This window comes from Falsihalocynthiibacter sp. CO-5D18 (assembly GCF_041205445.1).
Taxonomy (GTDB): domain Bacteria; phylum Pseudomonadota; class Alphaproteobacteria; order Rhodobacterales; family Rhodobacteraceae; genus Falsihalocynthiibacter; species Falsihalocynthiibacter arcticus.
Window position 1 is genome coordinate 1 of sequence record NZ_JBGFCF010000006.1, and the last position, 21,660, is coordinate 21,660.

19 protein-coding genes and 1 tRNA gene are annotated in these 21,660 nt (G+C 52.7%); 6 read left to right on the top strand and 14 right to left on the bottom strand.

The features are described 5' to 3' along the window. Positions 1-404 precede the first annotated feature (404 nt). Complete coding sequence (gene msrQ / locus AB9F27_RS09510) at positions 405-1,019, bottom strand: protein-methionine-sulfoxide reductase heme-binding subunit MsrQ (protein WP_335584051.1); 615 nt, start codon at positions 1,017-1,019, stop codon at positions 405-407. Positions 1,020-1,100: 81 nt separating this feature from the next. Next, on the bottom strand, positions 1,101-2,024 hold the full coding sequence (msrP, locus tag AB9F27_RS09515; RefSeq protein WP_335584050.1) for a protein-methionine-sulfoxide reductase catalytic subunit MsrP: 924 nt from the start codon (positions 2,022-2,024) through the stop codon (positions 1,101-1,103). 258 nt (positions 2,025-2,282) lie between these two features. On the opposite strand from msrP, the gene AB9F27_RS09520 reads away from it, so the two are divergent. After that, on the top strand, positions 2,283-2,858 hold the full coding sequence (locus AB9F27_RS09520) for a hypothetical protein (protein ID WP_335584049.1): 576 nt from the start codon (positions 2,283-2,285) through the stop codon (positions 2,856-2,858). Between the two features lie 6 nt (positions 2,859-2,864). Here AB9F27_RS09520 and AB9F27_RS09525 read toward each other — a convergent pair whose 3' ends face one another. Both AB9F27_RS09525 and clpB read right to left on the bottom strand, forming a co-directional pair. Next, entirely contained in the window at positions 2,865-4,364 is a 1,500-nt protein-coding gene (locus AB9F27_RS09525) for an FMN-binding glutamate synthase family protein (RefSeq protein ID WP_369755438.1), read from the bottom strand. Positions 4,365-4,514: 150 nt separating this feature from the next. Further along, positions 4,515-7,130 carry an ATP-dependent chaperone ClpB gene (gene clpB / locus AB9F27_RS09530; RefSeq protein ID WP_335584048.1) on the bottom strand — a complete coding sequence of 872 codons (2,616 nt, stop codon included), beginning with the start codon at positions 7,128-7,130 and terminating at the stop codon, positions 4,515-4,517. Between the two features lie 192 nt (positions 7,131-7,322). Between clpB and pyrF the strand changes: the two genes are divergently transcribed. After that, positions 7,323-8,030, top strand: a complete 708-nt coding sequence (gene pyrF / locus AB9F27_RS09535; protein WP_335584047.1) for an orotidine-5'-phosphate decarboxylase — start codon at positions 7,323-7,325, stop codon at positions 8,028-8,030. Here pyrF and AB9F27_RS09540 read toward each other — a convergent pair. Together AB9F27_RS09540 and AB9F27_RS09545 are read right to left on the bottom strand one after the other, a co-directional pair. Beyond that, positions 8,027-8,296 carry an NfeD family protein gene (locus AB9F27_RS09540; protein ID WP_039001178.1) on the bottom strand — a complete coding sequence of 90 codons (270 nt, stop codon included), beginning with the start codon at positions 8,294-8,296 and terminating at the stop codon, positions 8,027-8,029. The two genes, pyrF and AB9F27_RS09540, sit on opposite strands and share 4 nt — an antisense overlap. Further along, positions 8,296-9,189 carry an SPFH domain-containing protein gene (locus tag AB9F27_RS09545; protein WP_335584046.1) on the bottom strand — a complete coding sequence of 298 codons (894 nt, stop codon included), beginning with the start codon at positions 9,187-9,189 and terminating at the stop codon, positions 8,296-8,298. The genes AB9F27_RS09540 and AB9F27_RS09545 overlap by 1 nt, the downstream gene beginning before the upstream one ends. Positions 9,190-9,300: 111 nt before the next feature. Here AB9F27_RS09545 and AB9F27_RS09550 point away from each other — a divergent pair, with 111 nt between their 5' ends. Next, entirely contained in the window at positions 9,301-10,566 is a 1,266-nt protein-coding gene (locus AB9F27_RS09550) for a DNA polymerase IV (protein ID WP_335584045.1), read from the top strand. Here AB9F27_RS09550 and AB9F27_RS09555 read toward each other — a convergent pair whose 3' ends face one another. After that, positions 10,567-11,427, bottom strand: coding sequence for an N-formylglutamate amidohydrolase (locus AB9F27_RS09555; protein WP_335584044.1), 861 nt, complete (start codon positions 11,425-11,427; stop codon positions 10,567-10,569). 149 nt (positions 11,428-11,576) lie between these two features. On the opposite strand from AB9F27_RS09555, the gene AB9F27_RS09560 reads away from it, so the two are divergent. The 3 genes from AB9F27_RS09560 to AB9F27_RS09570 all read left to right on the top strand — a co-directional run bounded on the left by AB9F27_RS09560 (position 11,577) and on the right by AB9F27_RS09570 (position 13,104). Next, a tRNA-Val gene (locus AB9F27_RS09560) sits at positions 11,577-11,651 on the top strand. 94 nt (positions 11,652-11,745) lie between these two features. Next, a complete protein-coding gene (ykgO, locus tag AB9F27_RS09565) occupies positions 11,746-11,871 on the top strand; it encodes a type B 50S ribosomal protein L36 (RefSeq protein WP_008282420.1) in 126 nt (41 codons plus the stop codon). Between the two features lie 171 nt (positions 11,872-12,042). Then, positions 12,043-13,104, top strand: coding sequence for a fatty acid desaturase (locus AB9F27_RS09570; RefSeq protein ID WP_335584043.1), 1,062 nt, complete (start codon positions 12,043-12,045; stop codon positions 13,102-13,104). 70 nt (positions 13,105-13,174) lie between these two features. Here the strand turns inward: AB9F27_RS09570 and AB9F27_RS09575 are convergent, their stop codons facing one another. The 7 genes from AB9F27_RS09575 to AB9F27_RS09605 all read right to left on the bottom strand — a co-directional run bounded on the left by AB9F27_RS09575 (position 13,175) and on the right by AB9F27_RS09605 (position 21,622). Further along, on the bottom strand, positions 13,175-14,392 hold the full coding sequence (locus AB9F27_RS09575) for a phenylacetate--CoA ligase family protein (protein WP_335584042.1): 1,218 nt from the start codon (positions 14,390-14,392) through the stop codon (positions 13,175-13,177). Between the two features lie 14 nt (positions 14,393-14,406). Continuing rightward, positions 14,407-15,237 carry an ABC transporter ATP-binding protein gene (locus AB9F27_RS09580; protein WP_039001189.1) on the bottom strand — a complete coding sequence of 277 codons (831 nt, stop codon included), beginning with the start codon at positions 15,235-15,237 and terminating at the stop codon, positions 14,407-14,409. 73 nt (positions 15,238-15,310) lie between these two features. After that, positions 15,311-16,597 (bottom strand): ABC transporter substrate-binding protein, encoded by a 1,287-nt coding sequence (locus AB9F27_RS09585; protein ID WP_335584041.1) that lies wholly within the window; start codon positions 16,595-16,597, stop codon positions 15,311-15,313. Positions 16,598-16,674: 77 nt separating this feature from the next. Next, positions 16,675-17,751, bottom strand: a complete 1,077-nt coding sequence (locus AB9F27_RS09590) for a branched-chain amino acid ABC transporter permease (RefSeq protein WP_335584040.1) — start codon at positions 17,749-17,751, stop codon at positions 16,675-16,677. Between the two features lie 45 nt (positions 17,752-17,796). Next, positions 17,797-18,783, bottom strand: coding sequence for a branched-chain amino acid ABC transporter permease (locus AB9F27_RS09595; protein WP_335584039.1), 987 nt, complete (start codon positions 18,781-18,783; stop codon positions 17,797-17,799). Between the two features lie 41 nt (positions 18,784-18,824). Continuing rightward, on the bottom strand, positions 18,825-19,643 hold the full coding sequence (locus tag AB9F27_RS09600) for an ABC transporter ATP-binding protein (protein ID WP_039001170.1): 819 nt from the start codon (positions 19,641-19,643) through the stop codon (positions 18,825-18,827). Next, complete coding sequence (locus AB9F27_RS09605; RefSeq protein ID WP_369757678.1) at positions 19,640-21,622, bottom strand: AMP-binding protein; 1,983 nt, start codon at positions 21,620-21,622, stop codon at positions 19,640-19,642. Before AB9F27_RS09605 ends, AB9F27_RS09600 begins: the two co-directional genes overlap by 4 nt. Positions 21,623-21,660: the final 38 nt, after the last annotated feature.

Below are 21,660 nucleotides of genomic sequence, written 5' to 3' on the forward strand. Positions count from 1 at the left end.
CACCGTCTGGCCTCTCGACCCGTCCAGTGACCCAGTGGAGCATCTCTGCGCCGCCGGTAGAGGGGTTCTAGTCCCACCCACCAAGACCCGCAACCCCTTTTTATGAAAAAGTCATAAAAACTTCAAAAAGCTCACGTTTCCTCAGTAAAAGGCAGAAAAATGGTGCAAAAAATCACGGACCAACACCCGAATTTTAGACAACCACGGCAAGAAATCCAACCAAAACACTCCAAATCAACAGTTATCCACAGACTCAAGGTGTGGCTTCGCGGAATTGTCACGTGAGTCTTTGTCGAGTCACCCGACTCACTCATTGGAAATGAAAATGGGGGCGTGCCCAGCTCGGTTGAATCCCAACACAACCAGGGAAGGCCGAAACTTCGGGAACTACCAGACCTACAACCCTATGCGAGCTTCAATCTGCGCAATTGCGGCAGACGGAGACCCAAAAGTACTATGATGATACCCAGATAGATCATCGGTTCAACTTGCCACCCCTTCACAAGGATCACGTAATGAAGCCCACCCGCCAACGCCGCACCATAGGTGAGCTTGTGCAGGTTGCGCCACCTCGCCCCACCCAGTTTCCGCAAGGAGAGATTGTTGGACGTGATCGCCAAGGGAATCATCAAGGCAAATCCAAGCATCCCAATGGTAATGTACCAGCGCTTTACGATGTCCTTTAGGATTTGCGTGAGGAGGAGTTGCATATCAAGGAAGAGCCAAACCGCCAGATGCATGGCGACATAGGCAAAGGCCAAAAGTCCGATGGCGCGGCGAAATTTGATCAGGTTGATGGCAAGCTTGGTCCGCAACGGCGTAATCGCCAACCCCGCTATGAGGAGTTGCAGCGCGATTTCCCCGAGTTCATGCTCAAGCCGCTTAACCGGATCAACCCCGAGGTTTCCCGCGAACAATTGAAAAACCAAAAATGAAACGGGTACGAGACCCAGAAAATACAGGCTCCACGCGGGAATTTTGCGCACAGTTTGATTGATCGTTTGAATTGGGTCGAACATGCGCGCAGCGTCTCTTTGTATATAGGGAGTGGTTTGCATCGGCAATTTTGGGTGAACCCGTTTGCCGATGCTCAATTTAGCTTAGTAGTTTTTCTGAAGGTCCATGCCCTTATACAGTCCGGCCACTTCTTCTTCATAACCATTGAACATGAGGCTCTCTTGGCGCTTAGCGATAAGCCCGCCGATTTTACGTTCACTCGCTTGGCTCCAACGCGGGTGATCCACAGTTGGATTCACATTAGAATAGAAACCATACTCACGCGCGTTGATCATGTTCCAACTGGTTTCGGGCTGTTTATTGGTCGCGGTGATGCGCACGATGGACTTGATCGACTTGAATCCATATTTCCAAGGCACAACCAAACGTATCGGCGCGCCGTTCTGATTGGGCAAATCATCGCCATAAAGGCCCGTCGCCAAAATCGTGAGCGGATTCATCGCCTCGTCCATGCGCAAACCTTCACGGTAAGGCCAAGGAATGGTCCGGCTTTGCTGGCCGATCATTTCGTCGGGGCGTTCAAGGGTTTCAAACGCAATATACTTTGCACCCGACTGAACTCCGACGCGCTGTAGGAGCGAGGACAACTCAAACCCGACCCACGGGATCACCATCGCCCAAGCCTCGACGCAACGGAAACGGTAAATCCGCTCCTCCATCGTCATACCCTTGGTCAAATCAGCGAGGTCATAGGTGCCGGGTTTGTCGACCATTCCGTCGATTTTTACACTCCACGGGTCCACAGTTAGACGCCCCGCATATTTCGCAGGGTCCCCTTTACCGGTACCGAACTCGTAGAAATTATTGTAATTACTAATGTCCTTGAGGCTGTTTGGCTTCTCACTTGATGAGTACTCGCTCGCAACAGTGGCGATTTTCGCGCTCACCGGACTTGCCGCGATCAACCCTGCCGCGCCCATTCCTGCCATGACTTGGCGCCGATTAAGGAAATCTGCCCGCGGGGTCACGTCAGACCATTTGAGATTAGTTTTAAAACGTTGTGCCATTTGCACCTCCAGCAATTTCTCCTAAAGTTAATCGAAAAGGCCTCAACAAAAAGATAAATAGACAGAACTCACGAATTTGTTTGGTGGGCGTGAGAATAATCGGTGTTTTCGTCATTGCGTTGAAATAATCCCCCCACCTTCACGAATTGTCTGCCTTGATTGCTACAATTTTATACGGATGTGGAAACCGCTTTAGGTGTTGATTAAGAGTTTCATGAGCAAATTACGGTTCTGAATCCCTATTTTAAGGAACACCGTATGAAACGTCTCTTCGTAACATCAGCCCTTGCTTTCAGTTTGCTCGCACACAGCGCACAGGCAATCGACACTGAAGCCAATATCTCAGGCGTCCTCGAAAACACACTTGCCGCATGGGTCGAAAACCCCACAGTGATCGACGCTCTGCGCGCGCAAAATGCGGCACACGCGACTCTCGTCGAAGCAGATATTATTAACCTAGACAATCTTTGGCGTGCCGAAGTCGGTGCAACTGAAACCCCGATACAATCTGAAGTTATGGCCCGGGAAATCTCAAAATACCTGATTGAAAAACAGTTGTCGTCTAATGGGGTGGTATCCGAAGTTTTCGTGTTTGATATGGTTGGCCTGAACGTAGGTCAAAGCGGGCTCACGTCCGACTACTGGCAGGGCGATGAAGCGAAGTACCAAGAGACGTATGGCAAGGGCAGCGGCTCAATTCACACCAGTGAGGTTGAACTAGACGAAAGCACTGGAGCCTATCTGGTTCAGGTTTCTTCCGCTATTTCCGACCCTGCGACAGGTGAATTGCTTGGCGGCGTGACCTTTGGCATCAATATTGGCTTGCTAGAATAAAGCCATCTAAAGAGCGGAGCGTTCTGCTTCGCTCTTATTCGGGTGAATTTGGCTCATGCGCCGACTTGAGCCATCCGCCATCACCAAACGCACATGGCTACGTTGGATTTGTCGCGGTTCAAGAACACCAACGGAATGCGCGATGGTCTCAACCTCATGGATGATACCTTCGGCATAACGGGCCACCTTTTTGTATTTTTCTTCCGGCACCAAACCCTGCTGCAAATGCGGATCATGCGTTGTAATTCCCGTCGGGCAGGTATTTCTGTTGCATTTTAAGGCCTGAATGCAACCAAGGCTGAACATAAAGCCCCGCGCCGATGTGACAAAGTCCGCTCCTGCGGCCAGCGCCCATGCCACATCCCCAGGATTAACCAGTTTGGCGCTCGCAATGATGCGAATGCGTTCTTTCAACCCATAGGAATCGCGCAAAGCGGAAACCTTTGGCAGCGCTTCGCGAACGCTCATCCCGACCAGATCAATCAACGGCATAGGTGCTGCGCCGGACCCACCCTCCCCTCCATCAATAGTAATAAAGTCCGGTGCGCACTCAGGGCCTCGTTCGACAATCAGCTTAAACAACTCTTCAATTGCATCTGGGCTCCCAACGACCGTTTTGAATCCGACGGGTTTGCCCGAAACCTCTCGAATATGACCGATATAATCGAGCAATTCGCCCCAATTTGCGACCGCGGCATGTCGGTTCGGCGAAATACTGGCCTCCCCTTCGGGAATCCCACGAATACTCGCTATTTCCGCCGTCACTTTAGACGCGGGTAAAATACCACCTTTTCCCGGCTTTGCCCCCTGCGCCAATTTCAACTCAAACATCTTGATTTGAGGGTGCGAGGCAACTTCGCGTAGCTTTTCGTCACTCAGGCTTCCATCCTCGCTTCGCACGCCATAATGCGCAGTACCGATTTGGAAAACAATGTCACAGCCGCCCTCATAGTGATAGGGGGCCGCACCACCCTCCCCCGTATTCAACCAAATTCCAGCCTTGGCCGCACCACGACTGAGCGCGCGAACCGCTGGCTTAGACAAAGCGCCAAAACTCATCCCCGAGATATTGAAAATCGACGGAGCAATATAAGGAGTGCGTGCAAAGGGGCCAATTTCCATTGGTTCAGTTTTGGTGATTTGATCATCAAGCGGGGGAAACGCGGCATTGACAAAAATCGGTGTGCCCACAACCGACAAATTGCGCGTACTCCCGAAAGCGACCGTGTTGCTTGCGCCTTTGGCTGCGCGATCGATCCATTCTCGTTGCGCGCGATTAAATGGAAGCTCCTCGCGATCCATCGCGAAAAAATACTGTCTAAAAAATTCGCCTAGAGTTGTGAATAAATGCCGAAAGCGCCCGATGACCGGATAATTCCTGCGAACCGCGTCCTCTTTTTGCACCTTGTCGATCACAAACATGACCAGCGCCATAAGTACAAAAAAGCCAATGATGAAGACGAACAATAGTGCCAAAATTTCGAGCGCCTGTCCCGCCCACCCCATGAATCGCATCATTAAATCTCTCCAAATATATTTGGCGAATGATGCGGGGGGAAAAGTTCCGATACAAGTCAAATACTTCTGCACTCTTAATTTGACCGAAGAAAAACCCAGCCAATCTGGCTGGGTTTGACCTGGCGCTATTGTGTGCAGTTAATGGACAACCGCACTCTCTGGTGGCCGTTTTTCGGATGGAGACAGATGATCGCCCACAATCAAGCCATCACTGCCCGCCGAAACCTTGACGGTATCCCCATCCAGAACGTCGCCAGCCAAGATCATCTCAGCAAGCTCATCTTGCAAGGCACGTTGAAACACGCGCTTAAGAGGACGCGCCCCAAAGACCGGATCATACCCCTCATCCGCTAGCCACTTTTTCGCAGCCAGATCAAGTTCGAGCGTAATGGATCGTGTGGCCAGACGTTTGTTCAAAAGACCAAGCTGGATCTCCACAATTCCACTCATATCCTCGCGTGCAAGACGGTCAAATATGACGATATCATCCAATCGGTTGAGGAATTCAGGCCTAAAATGCGCCCGCACCGCATCCATCACATCCCGCTTGGCATCACTTGCGTCCGCACCATCTGGCAGTTGGCTCAACGCTTGCGCCCCAAGATTCGACGTCAAAATTATCAACGTCTGCTTGAAATCAACGCGACGCCCCTGACCATCCGTTAAAATCCCGTCATCCAGAACCTGTAACAAGACGTTGAAGACATCAGGGTGCGCTTTCTCGACCTCATCAAAAAGGATGACTTGATACGGTTTGCGCCGCACGGCCTCGGTTAAAACACCGCCTTCTTCATAGCCAACATAGCCCGGAGGTGCCCCGATCAAACGCGCAACCGAGTGTTTCTCCATGAATTCCGACATATCAACCCGCGTCATCGCGTTGTCGTCATCAAACAGGAATTCTGCCACCGCCTTCGTAAGTTCGGTTTTCCCCACACCAGTGGGCCCAAGGAATAGAAACGACCCAAGGGGACGGTTTTCGTCATTCAAACCTGCCCGTGCACGGCGCACAGAATTCGAAACCGCTTTTACGGCCTTGCGTTGTCCGATGACACGCCGCCCAAGGCCCTCTTCCATACGCAGCAGCTTGTCGCGCTCGCCTTCAAGCATTTTCGAGGTCGGAATACCTGTCCAACGCTCAACCACACTCGCGATTTGTTCTGGACGAACGGCTTCAGCCACCATCGACTCGCTCTCGCTCGCCTCAGCGATTTCCAAGCGTTTTTCTAGGTCCGGAATCACGCCATAAGACAGCTCCCCCGCTTTGGCGAGATTGCCTTCACGTTTAGCAATTTCCAGTTCGGCGCGCGCGCGATCCAAATGCTCCTTAATATCCCGTGCATTTGCCAATTTGCTGCGCTCTGCTTGCCAGTTCGCCGTCATCTCGGAGGATTTTTCAAGCAAACCAGATAGCTCAACGAGCAATTTTTCCAGCCTATCCTGACTCGCTTGATCGTCTTCGGACCGTAAGGCCTCCACTTCAATCTGCTTTTGCAAAATGTCGCGATCAAGGGTGTCGAGTTCCTCAGGTTTACTGTCCACCTCCATGCGCAAACGGCTCGCGGCTTCGTCCATCAAATCGATAGCTTTGTCGGGCAAAAACCGATCCGTAATATAACGGTGACTCAAGGTGCTCGCCGCAACAAGCGCGCTGTCGGTAATACGAACGCCGTGATGAAGCTCATATTTTTCCTTGATCCCACGCAGGATCGAGATTGTATCCTCGACGGTAGGCTCTTCCACCAAAACGGGTTGAAAACGGCGCGCGAGGGCGGCGTCTTTTTCAACGTGTTTGCGGTATTCCGCCAAGGTTGTCGCGCCGATACAATGCAACTCTCCCCGTGCGAGAGCAGGTTTCAAAAGGTTGCTTGCGTCCATCGCACCGTCCGATTTACCGGCCCCAACAAGGGTGTGCATTTCGTCGATAAACAGGATTATTTCACCCGCTGCAGCCGTAACTTCGTTCAGGACCGCTTTAAGGCGCTCCTCAAATTCGCCACGATACTTCGCACCCGCAATCAGCGAGCCCATATCAAGTGACATGAGCTTTTTGTTGCGAAGACTTTCGGGCACGTCGCCACTTACAATCCGCAAGGCGAGTCCTTCGGCAATCGCCGTTTTCCCGACGCCTGGCTCGCCAATCAAAACGGGGTTGTTTTTTGTGCGACGACTCAAAACCTGCATTGTACGGCGGATTTCTTCGTCGCGCCCAATGATCGGGTCAATTTTACCTTCCTTGGCGGCCTGAGTTAGGTCCGTCGCGTATTTTTTGAGCGCCTCATAACTGTCTTCGGCACTCGCACTATCTGCGGTGCGCCCCTTGCGAACATCATTGATCGCCTCGTTGAGTTTTTGCGCAGTCACACCCCCAGCATCCAACGCCTCTTTGGCTTTGGATTTGGTGATCGCGAGGGCCGTCAAAATGCGCTCAACCGGAACAAAGCTGTCACCAGCCTGCTTGGCAAGTTTTTCCGCCTCGGCCAAAACTTTGGCGGTCTGTGGGTCAATATAGACTTGCGCGGCATCGCCCGTGACCTTGGAGAATTTCCCCAAAGCAACCTGAAGCGACTCGTCTACAAGTTTTAGGTCCCCGCCAGCGGCGGTAATCAAATTAGCCGCAAGACCCTGATCGTCATCCAATAGCGCCTTGAGCAAATGCTCCGGTGAAAGACGTTGATGATTTTCGCGTACTGCAATTGTTTGTGCCGCCTGAATAAATCCGCGCGACCGTTCGGTGAACTTTTCAATATTCATTTTAGTCTCCTGATTAGCACTCATATTCGAACCGCCCGCCATTGCAGCACAGTTCCCTATTCGCCTGATCTTAAAATGGTACTCAGACGGGCTCTAATCAAGGCCTAACGGTGGATTTTTCGCCTGCCCGCTTGATGGACCCGCACGGGCCGCGTAAGAGAGGCCCAACCCTTTGCCAACCGGAGCATTCCCATGTCTGATGATCGCCTTATCGTTGCCCTCGATGTCCCTAACGTGGTGACAGGCCTTGAACTTTGCGCGAAACTCAACCCCACCGTTGACTTCTATAAAATCGGTCTTGGTATGCTGACGGGTGGCGGATTGGCCTTGGCGAATGAGCTAAAACAAGAGCATGGCAAACGCATTTTCCTCGACATGAAGTTCTTTGACATTGGCGCAACGGTCGAGGCGGCGGTACGCGGGATCGCCCAGTATGATTTCGATTTCCTAACGGTGCACGGCGACCCGCATGTTGTGCGGGCGGCGGGCGAAGGCAAGGCGGGAAGTGATTTGAAAATTCTCGCTGTAACGATCTTGACGTCCCTGGATCGCGCCGACCTTGATGCGGGCCTCATAAAAGCAGGCGCTATTCAAGATTTGGTGGTGGAACGGGCAGCAAAAGCGCTTGAAGCTGGCGCCGACGGCGTGATCGCAAGCCCCCAAGAGGCTGCCTTGATCCGAGCGTTGCCCCAAGCCAAAGGTCGCCTCATTGTCACTCCCGGCGTTCGGCCAGCGGGTGCGGATTTGGGTGATCAAAAGCGCGTCGCAACTCCGCGTGATGCCCTATCTGACGGGGCCGATTATATCGTTGTGGGTCGCCCGATTTGGCAAGCAAGCAACCCTGCGGCCGCTGCTCAGTCCATTCTTGCGTCCATCAAGGACGTGAAGCGCAATGCCTAGTCGTTGATGTCTTTGTCGAAGGTCTTGATCTGCCCCTTACGCACGCCAAGGTACCTGCGCAGCACAAACCACGCGAGGGCCGAGATAACCGCGAAAACGAGGAAAGTCGTGTAGACTCCGCCAAGCGGGATGCCGAGCAAAAACAACAGCCCGACCATAAAAGCCCCGACAGCAAACCCAAGGAAAATCGCCCCCGGCAGGATGACCTCAAGGATCGCGAGCGCGACCCCTGCTGCCATCCAAACCCACCAGTCGGTCCAGTTCATTACACTTTCCCTTTCAGCAAGTTAAACGCATTGCCAAAGGCTTCAATCGCGCTTGAGGGCAGGATAATCGTTTGCTGTCCATCCCCTTTGCCAATGATCGCGAGGGCCTCAACTTGCTTGAGGGCCACTTGGTATTGCGCGGACTCAATGCCGTGGGTCTTGATCGCCATCGCAACAACTTCCGTGGCATAGGCCTCGGCATCCGCCGAAATCCGGCGCGCTTTGGCTTGCTGCTCAGCGGAGTAAAGCTCCGCATCGGCATTAAGTTCAACGGCGCGTTTGGTGCCCTCGGCTTCGGTGACTTGGGCGCGACGTGCACGCTCTGCATTCAGCTGTTGCAACATGGCTTGGCGGGTTTGCTCGTCCAAGTTCACGTCCAGAATTTCTGCCCGAGTTACCTGAATACCCCAATCATCCACCGCGTCTTCAACTTGCGTTTTGATTTGGGAAATCAATTGCTGACGATTGGATTGAACTTCGTCCAGTTCCATCGTCCCGATTCCCGACCGCACAATCCCAGCAACTGTTGTAGCAATCGCTGCATCCACATCGCGAATCCGGTAAACGGTTTTTTCGGGTTCAATGATGCGGTAGAAAACACTGGTCTCGACCTGCACCAAAACGTTATCCGCCGTAATGGCATCTTGAGATGCGCTTGGAAGTTGGCGCTCAAGGATCGAAATCTTGTGGCGCACAGTATCAAGAAACGGCACGATAAAGTTGATTCCAGGCCCTAAAACGGCTTTCAAACGCCCGAGTCGCTCAACCACATATTTTTCCGACTGGGGAACAATCTTAATTCCTTTGAAAATCAGTATTATTACAAGGCCCGCAAGCAAAAGCACGACGATGTTACCGCTCAATAAATCGAGCACAATCTGTTCTATATTCATAATAAATTCCTTTTGTTGTACTCGTTATGGGCTGAACTGCTTACGGATCAAAGCGCAAAACACCAAAATGCGTCCATTGTGTAATTCTAACCATGGGCTTATTTTAACCTCATGCCAGCCCTTTGTCGAAACTGTTTATCCTATTTTGAGACACCGACATCCCTTAGGTTGCGGTGTACGGAGTGTGGCAGCCCACGGGTTCTTGTCCATCCCGAGCTTTTCGACCTTTCGACCGCCCATATGGACTGTGACGCGTTTTATGCCAGCGTTGAGAAGCGCGACAATCCCGAACTGCGGGACAAACCTGTAATTATTGGCGGCGGGAAACGGGGCGTTGTCTCCACCGCCTGTTATATTGCGCGGCTCAAGGGGGTGCGGTCCGCGATGCCGATGTTTCAAGCCCTCAAACTTTGCCCCGAAGCCGAAGTCGTGAAGCCGCGCATGGACGCCTATGTTGAGGCTAGCCGTGCGATCCGCGCGATGATGGACGAGTTGACCCCGAAAATAGAACCGCTTTCGCTGGATGAAGCCTTTCTTGATCTCTCAGGCACGCAACGCCTCCATGGCCGCCCTCCTGCCGTCATGCTCGCGCGTCTGGTAAAACGCATGGACGAGGAATTGGGGCTGTCGGGATCTATCGGCCTGTCTCACAACAAGTTTCTCGCCAAAGTGGCTAGCGATATGGACAAACCGCGCGGATATTCCGTGATCGGCAAGGCCGAGACTCCCGCGTTTCTGGCGGGAAAACCCATCCGCATGATTTGGGGGGTCGGCCCCGCATTTCAGATTTCGCTGGAAAAGGCGGGACTGCGCACATTTGATGATCTTTTGCGATGGGAGCGCGCGGATTTGACCGCGCGTTTCGGCAGCATGGGCGATCGCTTGTGGCATCTGGCCCGCGGCCAAGATTACCGCCGCATAACGGCGAACGCTTCGGTGAAATCCATTTCCAAAGAGACGACGTTTTTCGACGATATTTCCGACGTCGAACTACTGGACGGTCATATGTGGCGATTGGCCGAACAGGTGAGCGACCGCGCCAAAGCCAAAAACATGGCGGGCAAGGTCGTGACTCTCAAGCTGAAACGCGCCGATTTTACCGCCCTATCCCGTCGCGTATCGCTCCGCGATGCCACGCAAATGGCTGACAAAATTTATCGCACTGCCAGAGACTTGTTCGACGCTGTTCCCGATCACAAACCCTATCGCCTCATTGGTGTGGGGATCAGCGATCTTATTCCAGAAGGCGGTGCCGATTTAACGGGTGACCTGCTTGATCCCGAAGCCATCAAACGCGGCCGTGCCGAGCGGGCGGCCGATGAAATACGGGCACGCTTTGGCAAAGATGCGATCATGAAGGGGCGCTCTTTGCGCTGACTATTCCGCCGCCATGCGCGCTTTATCGCGCCCGATATCGGCAATTTGCTCCGTCACATCCTGCATCATCTTGCGAAACGCGTTGAAATTCCCATTCGGGCGGATCATCTGCTCGTTCATATAAAGGGAGCGGTCAATCTCGATTTGCACCGCGTGTTGGTTCGCACTGATACGGCCATATTCTTTTGTAATATAGGCGCCCGCAAACGGCATATTGCGCAGAACGCGTAGGCCTTGCGCCCGAAATATTTCTTCAATTTGACAAACTATCGCTTCGCTGGCCGAAGCCCCGAAGCGGTCCCCAATCACAACATCGGGACGCCGCGCACCCGAACGCGCAATGGCATCCAACGCTTCATGCGGCATCGAATGGCAATCCACCAATACCGCTTGACCAAATTCCGACAGATTGTGCGCCATGATGCGATGCAATATGTCGTGGTATGGGTGCCAATAATCGGCAATCCGCTTTACCGCCTCATCATGGGTAATCTTGCCGCGATAAATTGCGCGCCCGCCCGAAACGACGCGCGGGATAACGCCCAGCCCCGATGCGATGCGCGGATTAGTCGTGTTCTTTTTCAGGCCTTCGATCAGCGCCGGATCAAGTTCGTCAACATTTCGGTTCAAATCAACGAACGCACGCGGAAATTTTGCCGCCAGAAACACGGCTCCATACTTCGGTGCTGTATCAAAAAGCATGTCCACGAACGCATCTTCCGAGGTTCGAATCGATTTTTCGTCGAGAATCGACTTTCTTTTGAACTTTCGATCATACTCGCGGCCACTATGTGGCACGGCAAAAACCACCGAAGTTTCCTTATTTTCAGGCATTTTAAGCGAAAAAGTGGTTTTGATCATTTAAGCCCCCCGTTACAATCACTATAGACCGAAATAATTCCGCACCAAAGGCCTTGAACACCGCCACGACTCCTTTTATAGACAGCGCCAGTTGACGCGGTTTTTCCGCGTCCTATTTGTTTAGGGCGCAAAAGGCACCGCAAAAATTTGGGCGCGTAGCTCAGTGGTAGAGCACTTCGTTGACATCGAAGGGGTCACTGGTTCGAACCCAGTCGTGCCCACCATTACTTCTGATTCGTCAGAGTGATGTACCAAATTCCCCCGCAAGGGGCCGATTGTAACCCGAGGCGCCACGCGCCGCGATAAAAGGAGAAGGCCATGAAAGTCCGGAATTCGCTCCGCTCGCTCAAGAACCGTCATCGCGATTGCCGCGTAGTACGTCGCAAGGGCCGCGTTTATGTGATCAACAAAACGCAACCCCGCTTTAAAGCGCGCCAGGGCTAACCCCCTCTATAAATTAGAAAAAAAGCCGCCTTTTTCGGGCGGCTTTTTTTTGGGCCGCGATTGTCGGCGTGAAATAGCCCTTTTGTTAAGAAAACAAATACAAATAGATGGCAATATATGCTTCACACCCTTACATTGCCCCCAACGAGCAAGTTATAAAAAGAGAGCAGCATGAACCAACTCGCTTCCCAGCCCGTCCCGCAGTCGGACGTGTCGGCTGAACCTAAAAAGGTTGATACAGCCCGCGATTGGCTTCGCGTTCTCGCAAAATACCGCGAGCCTATTCTTTGGCGCAGCCTATTTGAGCTTGCGGTAACATTGGTACCCTTCTTTGCCCTTTGGGCATTGGCTTGGTTGGCTTTGTCCGTCAGCCCATGGCTGGCTGCCGCAATTGCGCTCGTAAATGGCTTGTTCCTTGTGCGCCTGTTTGCAATTCAACATGATTGCGGCCACGCCGCGTTCTTTGCCAACAGAGAAGTTTCCGATTGGGTTGGACGTGCGCTCGGCGTTTTGACTTTGACACCTTATGACGTCTGGAAGCGCACGCACGCTATTCACCACTCCGCCTCGGGAAACCTAGACCAACGCGGCATGGGCGACGTCATGACGCTGACTGTTGAAGAATATAAGGCACGCTCGGCATGGGGAAAATTCGCCTATCGCCTCTACCGCAGCCCGTTGGTTCTGTTTGTCATCGGTCCTGCGTATGTTTTCTACCTTCAATATCGCTTGCCCATCGGATTCATGAAATCCCGCAAATATTGGACAAGCGCGATGGGAACCAACGTCGCAATCGCATTGATCCTTGGCGTTATTGTCTATTTTGGCGGTTGGGCTCCAATCCTAATGATCTTTTTGCCAACAACTTTGCTTGCCGCGATGGGGGGCGTTTGGCTCTTTTACGTCCAGCATCAGTTTGAAGACACGCATTGGGATGTGGCCGAAGATTGGGAAATGCACGACGCCGCGCTGCACGGCAGTTCCCACTATGAATTGGGGGCGGTCCTTCAATGGCTGACCGCAAATATCGGCTTGCATCATGTGCACCACCTCTATTCTCGCATTCCCTTCTATCGCCTGACGGAAGTTATGCGTGACCATCCCGACCTCAGCGTCAACCAGCGCCTCACGATTCTAGAAAGTATCGCGTGCGTGAAACTCCGCCTTTGGGATGAGAAAGAGCGCAAACTTATGAGCTACAAGCAAGTCCGCGTACTCTACGGAAACTCTTAGGATCTGCTAAATTGTCGACAAAAAAGGGGGCCCGCAAGTCGCAGGGCCCCCTTTTTTTGTCTCTGAGAAATCAGTCGTAGCTACGCTGATCGTCAATCACTTTTCCGTCGTTAGGTAAGCTTCCAACGGGAACTATTTCAATGTTCCCGCGCAGTTTGAGCGTTTCAAAAACGCTGGCAGCAAGCACAGCGGCATCGCCAAAAGTTGCCTCGACTTTTACAGTGAGAATATCCTGCTCGTCTTTGCGCGTGGCAATCACGCGGGCTTTCTGAACTTCCGGATGCTTAGCCACGAAGTCCGCGACTTGCTCAGGTCGGACAAACATACCCTTGATCTTGGTCGTTTGGTCCGCACGCCCCATCCAGCCCTTAATCCGCATATTCGTTCGGCCACATGGGCTTTCGCCCAACAAAACCGCGCTCAAATCGCCTGTGGCGAATCTGATCAACGGGTAATCGGGATTGAGTGTCGTCACCAAAACCTCGCCAACCTCCCCCGCCGCAACGGGTATTCCCGTCCCCGGGATGACAATTTCAACGATCACGCCTTCGTCGACAATCATCCCATCCATCGCCTCGCTTTCATAGGCGATATTTCCGAGGTCCGCCGTTGCATAGCATTGCAAACACGTGATCCCACGGTCCGCATATTCGTGTCGAAGGCTCGGGAAAAGGGCTCCGCCACCGACGACAGCACGCTTAATTTTTAACGCTAGACCCTCCGTCTCAGCGCGGTCCAAGATCACTTTGAGGTAATCCGGCGTCCCGGCATAAGCGGTGACGCCGATATCATGCGCTGCCCTCACCTGAAGTTCCGTCTGACCAATTCCGGCGGGCAACACCGTAGCACCAACGGCGCGCGCACCGCTCTCAAAAATCATCCCAGCAGGTGTCAAATGATAGCTAAAGCAGTTCTGGATGATGTCTCCACGCCCCACTCCAGCGGCATGCAAAAAGCGCCCCATACGCCACCAATCACCACCAAGACGGCCCGGCTCATAAATCGGCCCTGGGCTCTGGAAAATATGCTCGAAGTCTGAGGCTCCCACTGTGGTAAATCCCCCGAAAGGCGCGCTCTTGGATTGCCCAGAAACCAGTTCGGACTTGCGCGTCACAGGAAGGTTTGCCAAGTCGGCAACCGATGCAATACTAGACACATCAATGCCCGCCAACAATGCCGCAATCGCAGGTGCCTTTTGGGCTGAAGCAAGTTGAGCTGGCAAAGCCCGTGCGATCCCCGCCGCACGTTGATCTGCACTGCGCGCCTCTAGTTCGTCGTAATATCGCATCCGGTCGCCCCGCATTAACTCAACCACCGCTTGCGCCGGCGATAACTCCGCACGTCACGGAAGGATTTGCGCCCGTCATCGGACATCCCCAGATAAAATTCCTTCACGTCCGGATTTTCCCGCAACTCGGAAGCAGGGCCATCCATAACAACGCGACCGCTTTCAAGGATGTATCCGTAATGCGCAAAACGCAGCGCCACATTGGTGTTTTGCTCCGCCAGAAGAAAACTCACGCCTTCGTTTTCGTTGACCGATTTCACGATCCCAAAAATCTGTTCCACGAGCTGTGGGGCGAGGCCCATTGACGGCTCGTCCAACAAAATGGTCTCGGGACGGCTCATGAGGGCGCGGCCAATGGCGCACATTTGCTGCTCGCCGCCAGAGGCATATCCAGCCTGGCTTTTGCGTCGCTCTTTGAGCCGCGGGAAATAATTGTAGACCATCTCGAGATCGGCGGCGACGGCGGCTTTGCCATCGCGGCGCGTGTAGGCGCCCGTCATCAGGTTTTCTTCGATCGTCAAATGCTCAAAACAATGCCGGCCTTCCATGACTTGAATCACGCCCTTTTTCACCAAATCCGACGGTGTGAGGTCTTGAACCCGCTCGCCACGATAATGGATAGAGCCTTTCGTCACCTCACCGCGCTCACTGTGCAGCAGGTTGGAAATGGCCTTCAAGGTTGTGGTTTTGCCAGCACCATTCCCACCCAATAGGGCGGTAATTCCCCCTTTGGGAACAGTCAGGCTCACCCCTTTGAGCACGAGGATAACGTGATTATAAATCACCTCAATGTTATTCACCTCCAAAAGAGGTTCGGCTTGGGGTGTAGGTGTGGCGTCCAGCATTGTATTCACCATTTTCTCAATTAAATAAGTACCCTTTGGCCACAACACACGCCGTGGCCAAAGGGATTTGTGTTTAGTTACAACGCTCTTCGATGTTGTTTTCCGCCGCATAGGCCATCGAATCTTCAAGGACCAGTGCGTCGATGATTTCGCCATCAGAAGGTGCGAAATCACTAATGAGCGACCAAGTTTTTGTCGACGCATCCCACTGTTGGATCGCGCCAAGACCTGGGCCGCCATGGTTTTCACAGGTGACAGCAAACGATGGACCGAAATTCGGCATCCCGAGTTCGGCCATACGCGCTTCGGTGATCTCAAGAGATTCCATGCCCTTAAGCATATCCGCCGCATTGATGTCGGCTTTGCCCGCTATCTTCTGTGCGTTCAAAGCCGCTTCTGCCGCGAGCATCGCCGCATAGAAACCACGGTTGTAGACCGCCGTGCCGATTTGATCGCCGTTACCAGCCGCTTTGCCGGTATCCACAACGTATTTCTGAACGTCATCGAAAACTGGGAAATCGTTGCCAACATTGTGGAAGGTCACCGCTTTATAGCCATTCGCCCCATCGCCAGCCGGTAGCACATCATGCTCGCCACCAGACCACCAAACGCCAACGAAGTTCTCCATTGGGAAGCGAATATTTGCCGCTTCTTGGATCGCAACTTGGTTCATAACGCCCCAACCCCACATCAAAACATAGTCGGGTTTTTCGCGCCGGATTTGCAGCCATTGCGATTTTTGCTCCTGACCAGGGTGGTCAACGGCCAAAAGGGTCAGCTCAAATCCGTACTTCTTGGCAAGTTCTTCAAGGGTGCGGATCGGCTCTTTGCCGTAGGCAGAGTTGTGGTAAACAAGCGCAACTTTTTTGCCCTCGAGGCTACCATCGTTCATGTCGAGCAAGTGGTTTACCGCGATCGAAGCGCCATCCCAATAATTTGCGGGATAGTTGAAGACGTTACTGAAAATCTTGCCGTTTTTAGCTGAGGTCCGGCCATAGCCCATTGTGTGAAGCGCGATTCCATCGGCGGTCACTTTGGGGATCAACTGATAGGTGATGCCTGTGGACAAGGGTTGATAGATCAACGCGCCCTCGCCCTTGGTGCTCTCGTAGCATTCAACGCCTTTTTCGGTGTTATAGCCAGTTTCGCATTCGACCACGTTCGCTTTCACGCCGCCGATACCGCCATCGCGCTCGTTAAGCAACGTGAAGTAGTCGGCATAACCATCCGCAAAAGGAATACCACCAGCGGCATAGGGGCCGGTGCGGTAAGAGAGCGATGGGAACATAAGGTCCGCCATCGCGGGGACAGCAGCAGACAATGCAGCGGCTGTTACCATAGTAGCAAGTTTCATTTTCATCGTTTTAAGTCCTCCCTAGGGTACAATGTTCGAGTTGTGCCGAGGGTTTTCCCCTCGATCTATTTGCGCCGCCCCATTTAATGCGGGAAGGGCCACAATCTTAGTTTTTCTTTTGTCACGCGCCAAAGTTGCGCGAGGCCATGTGGTTCAGCGATGAGAAACACGATGATCAGTGCCCCTACAATCACCAGTTCAAAATGCGCCGCAATATCGGTGGGCCAGCCCAAGCCGCCCACGAGTACATTTTTCAAAAGCACCGGCATCAAAACCATAAAGGCCGCACCCGCAAAGCTTCCAAAAACACTCCCCAAACCGCCGATAATAATCATGAACAACACAAGGAAACTCTTGTTAATACCGAAGACTTCACCAACCTCAACCGACCCCAGATAGACCGAGAAAAAGAGCGCGCCTGAAATCCCTACAAAGAATGAGCTAACAGCAAAGGCCGTCAATTTGGCCTTGAGGGGGTTCACCCCGATGATTTCCGCAGCGATATCCATGTCGCGCGTCGCCATCCATGTGCGCCCGATTGTTCCGCGTGTGAGGTTGCGGGCAAGCCACGCGCACCCCGTCACGAAGATCAAACAGACAAGGTATTTCGCCCAGGCGTCCGTATTTGCACCCGTCACTTCGATGCCGAAAACAGTTCTTTCGGGCGCGGAAATCTGGCCCGAAGCCGAATAGTTGTAGAACCATGGAACTTTGTTAAACAGCCACACGAGGAAGAATTGCGCCGCGAGCGTGGCAACAGCAAGGTAGAACCCTTTGATGCGTAGGCTCGGCAGGCCAAATAAAACACCAACCAACGCCGTGATTATACCCGAGATAACAACGTGAACGAGGATTGAAACATCGGGAAAGGACGTCATCAGTTTGTAACAAGAATATGCCCCAACGGCCATAAAACCGCCCGTTCCCAAGCTCACTTGACCGGCGTATCCGACAAGAATATTCAGTCCAATCGCGGCGATTGCATAGATCAGGAACGGAACAAAAACGGCGCTGGCCCAGTAATCATTGATGAAAAATGGGATAACCAAGAACGCCACAAACATAATGACGTAGTAGCCGATGCGATCAAATTTGATCGGAAAGGTCTGGTTGTCTTCACTGTAAGTGGTCTTAAAATCACCGGCTTCACGATAGAGCATCAGACCCCTCCCCGTTTTTCAAGATGGTAAAATCCAAGGTCATATTTACACCCTCTCGATGATTTTTTCGCCGAACAGCCCCTGTGGGCGGAACACGAGGAACACCAGCGCAAGCGCATAGGCAAACCAGTTTTCGGTGGCGCCACCGACCATCGGACCGATGGAAAACTCAAACAGTTTTTCGCCCACGCCGATAATTAGGCCCCCCACAATCGCGCCGGGTATGGATGTAAATCCGCCGAGCATTAAGACGGGCAAGGCTTTGAGAGCGATCAACGAAAGCGAGAATTGCACGCCTGATTTTGCGCCCCACATCATTCCCGCGACAAGCGCGACAAACCCAGCGATCGACCAAACGAGGATCCAGATAAAGCGCAGCGATATGCCTACCGACAAAGCGGCCTGATGATCGTCGGCAACTGCGCGCAAGGCGCGACCCTGTTTCGAATATTGCGAGAAAAGCGTAAGTCCAGCCACCAAGAGCGCAGCAATACCCGTCGCAACAATGTCCAAACGGTCGATGAAGAAGCCATAGCCAAACCAGTTGTAGGTCACCTCTTCGACGGTTTCGGAAATGCCCTGTGGAAGGCCGACGTTTAACGCCTTGATTTCGGAGCCCCACATCAGGTCGCCCATGCCTTCCATGAAGTAGGCGAGGCCAATCGTTGCCATAAACAGGATGATATCGGGTTGGTTGACCAGATGCCGCAGCACGAACCGCTCCACAAGAATTGCCAGCCCGACCATCACAACACCGGTTAGAATGATCGCGAGAACGGCTGGTACATGCCACCCAAATTCATGGATATCGGTTCCAAAAACCGCGTTGATGAGATGCGAGAACGGAACTTGACCGTCCATAATTCCCACAAGGGTCAGCGCGGCAAAAAGTGCCATGACACCCTGAGCATAGTTAAAGACGCCAGACGCCTTAAAAATAAGCACAAAGCCCAGCGCAACAAGGGCATAAAGCACCCCAGCCATCAGCCCGTTCACCATGACCTCAGCGGCCCAAAGGAATTGTTCAGGCATTGGCGTTCTCCACGAAATGTATTGTCGAAACGGCGGGTGATTTAGTCATGGGAGACCCCCAAATAGGCGTCGATCACTTCTTGATTGTTGCGCACTTCTTCGGGTGTCCCGTCGCCAATTTTCTTGCCGTAATCCATCACCACAACGCGGTCAGAAAGGTCCATCACTACGCCCATATCGTGCTCAATAAGGGCAATCGTTGTGCCAAATTCATCGTTCACATCGAGGATAAAGCGGCTCATGTCCTCTTTCTCCTCAACGTTCATGCCCGCCATCGGTTCATCAAGCAGCAAAAGTTTCGGCTCGGCGGCCAGCGCACGTGCCAACTCAACCCGTTTCTTAAGACCATACGGCAGACGCCCGACGGGGGTTTTGCGAATGCTTTGGATTTCGAGGAAATCGATAATTTCTTCGACTTTTTCGCGGTTGGCAACTTCTTCGGCCTGCGCCTTGCCCCACCAAATCGCCTGACTAATAAGGCTCGATTTCATGTGGGTTAATCGGCCTGTCATGACGTTGTCCAAAACACTCATGCCCTCGAACAAGGCGATGTTTTGAAATGTGCGCGCGATCCCTTGCTGGGCAACTTTATACGGGCGCATTTGAGGACGTTTTTTGCCGTGAAACAGCACGTCACCTTCTTGGGGATTATAGAACCCAGAGATCACGTTAAGCATGCTCGACTTGCCCGCCCCATTGGGGCCGATAATCGCGCGGATTTCGCCTTCGCGAATATCAAAACTGATGTCTTTGATCGCAACAACGCCGCCGAATTTCAGGGTGATGTTTTTCATTTCCATCATGACGCCGCCGATTTGACGGCCATCTGCGGTTACATATCCGATATCATTCGTGGTCATTCTGCGGCCACCTTTGCGTCTAGTGGCTGCACGGCCACATCCAAAAGCGAGAGTGTCGCGCTTATTTCGCCCTTGCGACCGTCTTCGTAGGTCACTTCTGTGCGGGTGAAAATTTCATCCGAACCATCGTAAAGCGCATCAATGAGGTCAACGAACTTCTCTTCGATAACCCGACGGCGCACTTTGCGCGTCCGTGTCATTTCGCCATCATCCGCGTCGAGTTCTTTGTGCAAAACGAGGAATCTGTGGACTTGGCATCCCGCGAGCATTTCATCTTGGGCAATGCTTTTGTTCGCTTCGGCAATGTGATCGCGGATGGTTTCCAAGACTTGGGGGTGACCCGCAAGTTCTTGATAGGAAGCATAGGCGATGTTGTTGCGCTCAGCCCAATTTCCCACCGCCGTTAGGTCGATGTTGATAAAGGCCGTACACATGTCCCGCCCCGCGCCAAAGACCACGGCTTCGAGGATATTGGGATAGAACTTCAGTTTATTCTCAACAAACTTCGGTGCGAACATCGCCCCTGTCGCCATTTTTCCCACGTCTTTTGCACGGTCGATAATACGCAAATGACCGGATTTTTTCTCGATGAAGCCCGCGTCGCCTGTGGCAACCCAGCCCTCAGCGTCTTTGGTTTCCGCCGTGCTTTCGGGGTTTTTAAGATACTCAACAAAAACACCTGGCGAGCGATAGAAAACCTCGCCCGTATCGGCAATACGGATTTCCACACCGGGGCTTGGGACGCCCACGGTATCGTTGCGCACTTCGCCATCGGGTTGCTGCGTTATGAACACGCTGGCCTCGGTCTGACCGTAAAGTTGTTTGAGGTTGATGCCGAGGGAGCGATAAAATTCAAAAATTTCCGGCCCAATCGCTTCGCCCGCCGTATAACCCACGCGAACGCGGCTAAAGCCAAGTGTGTTTTTCAACGGCCCATAAATCAGAACCTCGCCCAATTTGTATTTCAGGCGGTCAATACTGCTAACCTCTTTTCCGTCCAAAATCGCGGGGCCAACACGTTTCGCCAACCCCATACATTTGTGGAAAAGCCACTGTTTAAATTTCCCAGCATCCTCCATGCGGATCATGACGCTGGTTAATTGCGTTTCAAAAACCCGCGGCGGCGCGAAATAATACGTCGGACCAATCTCGCGAAGGTCCGTCATCATTGTGTCGGGGCTTTCTGGGCAATTTACACAGAAACCCGTCCAAAACGCCTGACCGATCGAGAAGATGAAATCCCCAACCCATGCCATTGGCAAATATGCGAGCACTTCATCGTCAACGTTCAAATTGTCAAACTGGGACGAGGCCTTGGAGGTTTCGATGATATTACGGTTTGATAGAACAACCCCCTTGGGCTTGCCTGTCGTTCCGGACGTATAGAGCATAACGCATATGCTGTCGTAATTAAGCAATGCAGTACGCTTGGCCAGTTCAGGTGCCAATTCGTCACGTGCAGCAAGTCCTTGCGACATCACGTGCGAAAATTCATGCAATTTCGAGTGGTCGTATTTCCGCATCCCACGTGGATCGAGATAAATCATGTGCTCAAATTGCTTCAGACCCTCTTGAACCTGAATAACTTTATCGACCTGCTCTTGGTCGCCTGCGATCACGAACCGCGCACCACAATGCCCCAAAACATAGGCCATTTCTTCGGCATTTGCGTCATTATAAAGGGGAACGGGGATCGCACCGGTCGCTTGAATCGCAACCATCGACCAATACAGGCTCGGGCGATTGCGACCGATAATCGCCACAAAATCGCCCGTGTTTACACCAATATTAATAAGCCCTAGGGCCAATGCCTCAACATCTGCTGCGACGTCCGCCCATGTTTGGGTTTGCCAAATGCCATACTCTTTCTCGCGAAAGGCGGGGCTTTTTGGAAATACCTTTAGGTTCCGCGCCAAAAGCGCAGGTATGGATTGCAAGTTCTCAGCTGCCTTTGGCAACGCTGAATTCGATTGGGCCAATGCGTATTCCTCCCTACCGTCAGCTCCCCCCGACGGTC